Source organism: Corallococcus sp. CA053C (assembly GCF_003611675.1).
Taxonomy (GTDB): domain Bacteria; phylum Myxococcota; class Myxococcia; order Myxococcales; family Myxococcaceae; genus Corallococcus.
In genome coordinates, this window is record NZ_RAWA01000582.1 from 1 (window position 1) to 4,628 (window position 4,628).

A 4,628-nucleotide genomic window follows, 5' to 3' on the forward strand; every position below is an offset into this window, starting at 1 on the left:
CCTTGGAGCTGGATGACTGGGGGGGCACGGGACCCCTGCTGCATTTCGCCTGCGCGAACGGCTTCCCTCCGGAGACGTACCGGAAGCTCTTCGCGCGGCTGGCGACGCGCTACCACGTGGTGTCGCTGCGCACGCGCCCGCTGACGCCGGGCGAGGACCCGAAGAAGCTCACGACCTGGCAGCAGCTGGGAGATGACCTCGCGCGCGAGCTCAAGGCCCGGGGCCGTTCGGGCGTCCTGGGCGTGGGCCACAGCGTGGGCGGGGCGAGCACGCTGATGGCGTCCGCCGCGCACCCCGGCCTGTTCCGCGCGGTGGTGGCGTTGGATCCGGTGCTCATCACCGGGTCGCGCGCGTGGGCGGTGCGCCTCTTGAAGCTGCTGGGGCGCATGGACCGCACCGCCATCGTGCAGGGCGCGCTGCGGCGCAGGGACCGCTTCGCCACGCGCGAGGAGGCCGCCGACGCGTACCGCGACCGCAAGCTGTTCCGCGACTGGGACGCGGACTGCTTCAACGACTACATCACCCACGGGCTCGTGCCGACGCCGGAGGGCGACTTCCGCCTGCGCATCCCGCGCGAGTGGGAGGCGCGCATCTTCGAGACCTTCCCCGCGAACCCCTGGAAGCTCATCCGCGCCAACACGGCGCCCACGCTGGTGATGCGCGGGGAGAAGTCAGACACGCTGCTGCCCGACGCGCTGGCGCGGGCGGAGCGCGAGATGCCCCGGGCGCGCGTGGACGTGATGCCGCTCGCCTCGCACCTGTTCCCGCTGGAGCAGCCGCGCGAGACGGCCGAGCGCGTGCTCCGGTTCTTCGACCTGGTGGCGCCAGGAGACGCGGACGCGGCTTGAAAAGACGACGGGCGGCCCTCCCGTGAAGAGGGGCCGCCCGCCGTGTTGCCGCCAGCTGTTCGCGGACTAGCGCGACAGGGCGATGTCGCCCGGCAGGCCCCACTGGAGGGCGCCGAACTGCGCGTTGTACCAGTAGCCCGAGGAAGGCCTCCAGACGATGTACTCGTCGGTGCCGTCCCCGTTGGTGTCTCCGAAGCGCGGGACGTCACCCGGGATGCCGTACACGGTGCTGGCCGTGCCGCCGCCGTGGATGTTCTTCGTGGTGAAGGTGCCGTCGTTCGGCCGCCACAGCCCGAGGTTCCACTGGTTGCCCGCCTTGAAGGGGACGGGCACCTCACCCCAGGCGCCCAGGGCGTGGATGGCGTTGGTGCCGTTGAGGAAGCGGATGATCCACTGGCCGGTGGACGGCCGGTACACCGACAGGTCCTCGTAGCCGTCGCCGTCGAAGTCGCGGGCGATGGGCACGTCGCTGATGGCGCCCCAGTTGATGCTGGTGGACGTGCCGTTGGCGTAGCGGATGTGCCACTGGCTCTCGGCGGTGCCGCCGACGTACGTGGGGCGGTAGACGGCGAACTCGGCCTTCTTGTCGCCCGTGAAGTCCAGGGGCACGGGGATGTCCCCCAGCGTGCCCCACTGGGTGGACTGGGTGGTGCCGTCCCAGTTGCGCACGTGCCACGTGCCCGTGCTCGGCCGCCAGACGATGAGCTCCGCGCGCGCGTCACCCGTCACGTCCGCGGGCACGGGCACGTCCCCCTGCTGGCCCCACTGGATGGACTGCGTGAGGTGCGTGGCGGAGAAGACGATGTTCCACATGCCGGTGGAGGGCCGCCACACCGCGTAGTCGCTGCGGCCGTCGCCGTCGAAGTCCGTGGAGTGCATGTTCGTGTAGCGGTTCTGCATGTGGGAGACCTGCTTGCGCAGGTCCGGGCGCGGTCCAATCTTCCCGCCCGACACCTGGGCCGTGCCGTCGCGGCGCAGCACGTCGCGCAGCTCCTTCGGGGCGTAGTAGGAGCCGTGGCGCAGGTACATCACGCCGGAGAGCGCCACCGCGGCGCTCGTGACGATGGGCGAAGCGCCGGAGGTGCCGGAGAAGCCGGCCGCGTAGAAGAGGTTCTCTCCCTCGGCGCTGTACTTGTCGCCGTAGCCGGTGGTGACGATCTTCCAGTCGCCTTCGGCGTGCGTGTCCACGCGGCTGCCGTAGGTGGAGAAGCTGGCCTTGTTGCGCGTGAGCTTCTCGCCCGCGCCCACGATGATGGCGCCGGAGTCCTTCGTCGCGTCCGTGGCGCTGAAGTACCCGGCGAAGCCCGCCGCATCCAGGTTGCAGTTACCGTTGCCCGCGGCCTCCACGACGATGCGGCCGTTGCCGGTGGCGACCTTGATGGCGTCGCGGATGGCGGGCACGTACTCCGAAGGGACCAGGTCCCCGGTGTTGACGACGCCGTCGCCGTTGCAGTCGATGCTGGAGTACGCCTGCATCTCCAGCAGGATGACGGCGCCGTTCCAGAACTGGTTCGACGCCGAGTAGATGGCGGAGGCGCGGTCATAGCCGGTGGACGGCCACTCGGTGGACAGGCGCACGCTGGCGGCGTGCACGAGGCCCGTGGTGCCGAAGGCGTTGGCGTTGCTGGCGAGCACGCCCAGCACGGCCGTGCCGTGGTTGCGGTTGCCGAGCACCGCCGCGCTGGCGTGGGGCTGGCCGTTGACGAGCACCGCGCCCGTCAGCTGGGTGAGGTCCTGGTGCGTGTAGTTCCAGGAGTATTCCGCGTCGGTGAAGCCCCAGCTGTTGCCGTAGGCGTTCCAGTACTGGGTCCGCAGCCAGTCCGTGTCGATGCCGATGGGCGCGGCCTCGCCATAGTCCTGCTCCGCCACGTAGCTGACGGCCAGCGTGTTCGTGCCGCCCGGCGCGGCGGGAGCGGCCTCCGCCTTCGGGGTGGGCAGGGCCTCCGCGACGAGCGCCTGAGCGCCTTCGCCCCGCTCCCACGCGCGCACGCGCTCCAGGGCGGGCAGGTCCATGCGCGCGTGCTCGCGCCAGTAGGCCTGGAAGGCCTCCGCGTTCGCGCGGTTCATGTCCGCGGACGGCACGGGCAGGGGCGACGGGTAGGCCACCTCCACCACGTCCAGCGCGTTGAGCGCGTTGACGACGTCCACGACCTCCTGGTCCGAGCCCGCGTCCAGGTAGACGTAGAACCAGAGGTTCGGATCCGGCAGCAGCTCGCCGGAGTCGCGCTCGCCCCGGGCCTTGAGCTGCTCGGCGGCCTCCTCGGTGAAGGGGTGCATCTTCATCGCCACGGACCGGCGCACGGTGCGCAGCGTGGCCCGCACGCGGTCCACCTCGGCGAGCGATGACGGGCCCACCGTCTTCGCGGCCTCCAGCGCCAGCTCACCGCCGCGCGCGCGGACGCCGCTGCCCTCGCGGAACTTCACCTCGATGCGGTTCTTGAAGCTGACGCGCAGGTCCTCCGCGCGGAACGTGCGCTTGAGCGCCGCGTGCGACCCGCGCTGGAGCGCCGGGGCCGCCCGGACCTGCCCATTGCCCTGCGGCTGTCCGCTCGGGTCCGTCTTCGCGGCGGCCGCGTTCGTCGCGGTGCACGCCATCACCAACAGCGCCAGCTTCGTGGGCCGGCCCTTCGCCTTCATCATGGAGAGTGCTCCTGGGAGCCGCGCTCATCACGAGGCGGCTGCTACCAGGACGCCATGCACCGGAAATATTCCAAGAATTTCGGTTATCCCGGGACGGCCCGTCTCACCCGTAGGCTTCACGCTTGATGCGCTTGTCGGGGATGTCCAGCGCGTGCAGGTGGCCGAGCACCGCCTCCATGAAGCGCGGCGTCGCGGGGGTGCGCGTCTCCAGCGCCTTGCGCCGGTCCCACGGGGTGATGGCGGGCCCGCAGACGAAGACGAGGCAGGTGTCGCGGTCCGGCAGCAGTTCGTGCAGCAGCGCTTCGTTGACGCGGCCCTTGCGCACCTGGGGGCTGAACTTCGCCTCGTCCGTCTCGCGGGTGAGGGTGTGCACCACGCGCACGCGTTCGGGGGCGGAGCGCTCCAGGGCGGCCAGCTCCTCGCGGTAGAGGATGTCGCCCCAGGTCTTGTTGGACGCGAGGAACGTGTGGCGCAGCTTGAGCCCCCGGTGCAGCGCGTCCTTCACCATGGCGAAGTTGGGCACCGCGCCGGAGCCCGCCACCAGGTGCAGCACGTGGTCCGTGCGCTCCGTCACGTCATCCGGCAGCACGTACGGGCCCATGAAGCCCGTCACCTTGATGCGGGCGCCGGTGAGCCGGCCGTGCACGAGCAGCGGCGACAGCAGCGGCGGGTAGAGGGTGACGCCGGGGATGAACTCCTCGTCCTTCACCGTGATGGCCACCAGGGGCTCATGCGGCGCGGAGGCGAGCGAGTACGAGCGCGCCGGCTCCTTGCGCCCCTTCTGCTGCTGGAGGTACGCGCACTGGTGCGCGAGCACCGGGAACTGATGCGGGTCGATGTTGAGGAACTGCCCCGCCTTGTAGTCGAGCGTCCCCGCGCCGGGGCCGGGGCCCGCGTTCAAATCCAGCAGCAGCGTCGCCGTGTCGTGCGTCTCCATCCGCACCCCGGTGACGGTGGCCTCGTACTCGACGGGCTTCTTCGCGCGAGAGGGCGTGGCTTCGACGCTCATGGGCCTCCCATAACACGCGGGGTATGGCCCCGCGCGGCCCGGTGTGCTGGGCTCGCCCGCTGAAGTCGCTTGCGCTCCAGGCTCCTCCCGGGCTTTGGGGAGGGGCAGACGTTGGCTGGATGACGGAAGGG

Annotated in this window: 3 protein-coding genes; 1 reads left to right on the top strand and 2 read right to left on the bottom strand. The window is 70.9% G+C overall.

What is annotated here, in order from left to right; genetic code table 11:
- Positions 1 to 2 precede the first annotated feature (2 nt).
- Positions 3 to 848 carry an alpha/beta fold hydrolase gene (locus D7V97_RS40345; protein ID WP_233583547.1) on the top strand — a complete coding sequence of 282 codons (846 nt, stop codon included), beginning with the start codon at positions 3 to 5 and terminating at the stop codon, positions 846 to 848.
- Between the two features lie 66 nt (positions 849 to 914).
- Here the strand turns inward: D7V97_RS40345 and D7V97_RS40350 are convergent, their stop codons facing one another.
- Positions 915 to 3,488, bottom strand: a complete 2,574-nt coding sequence (locus tag D7V97_RS40350) for a S8 family serine peptidase (RefSeq protein ID WP_120615882.1) — start codon at positions 3,486 to 3,488, stop codon at positions 915 to 917.
- Positions 3,489 to 3,591: 103 nt separating this feature from the next.
- Positions 3,592 to 4,497 (bottom strand): oxidoreductase, encoded by a 906-nt coding sequence (locus D7V97_RS40355; protein WP_120615883.1) that lies wholly within the window; start codon positions 4,495 to 4,497, stop codon positions 3,592 to 3,594.
- Positions 4,498 to 4,628: the final 131 nt, after the last annotated feature.

Excerpts from the sequence above, each read along its gene's own strand:
- D7V97_RS40350 (WP_120615882.1), bottom strand. The coding sequence starts at position 3,488 with ATGATGAAGGCGAAGGGCCGGCCCACGAAGCTGGCGCTGTTGGTGATG.
- D7V97_RS40355 (WP_120615883.1), bottom strand. The coding sequence starts at position 4,497 with ATGAGCGTCGAAGCCACGCCCTCTCGCGCGAAGAAGCCCGTCGAGTAC.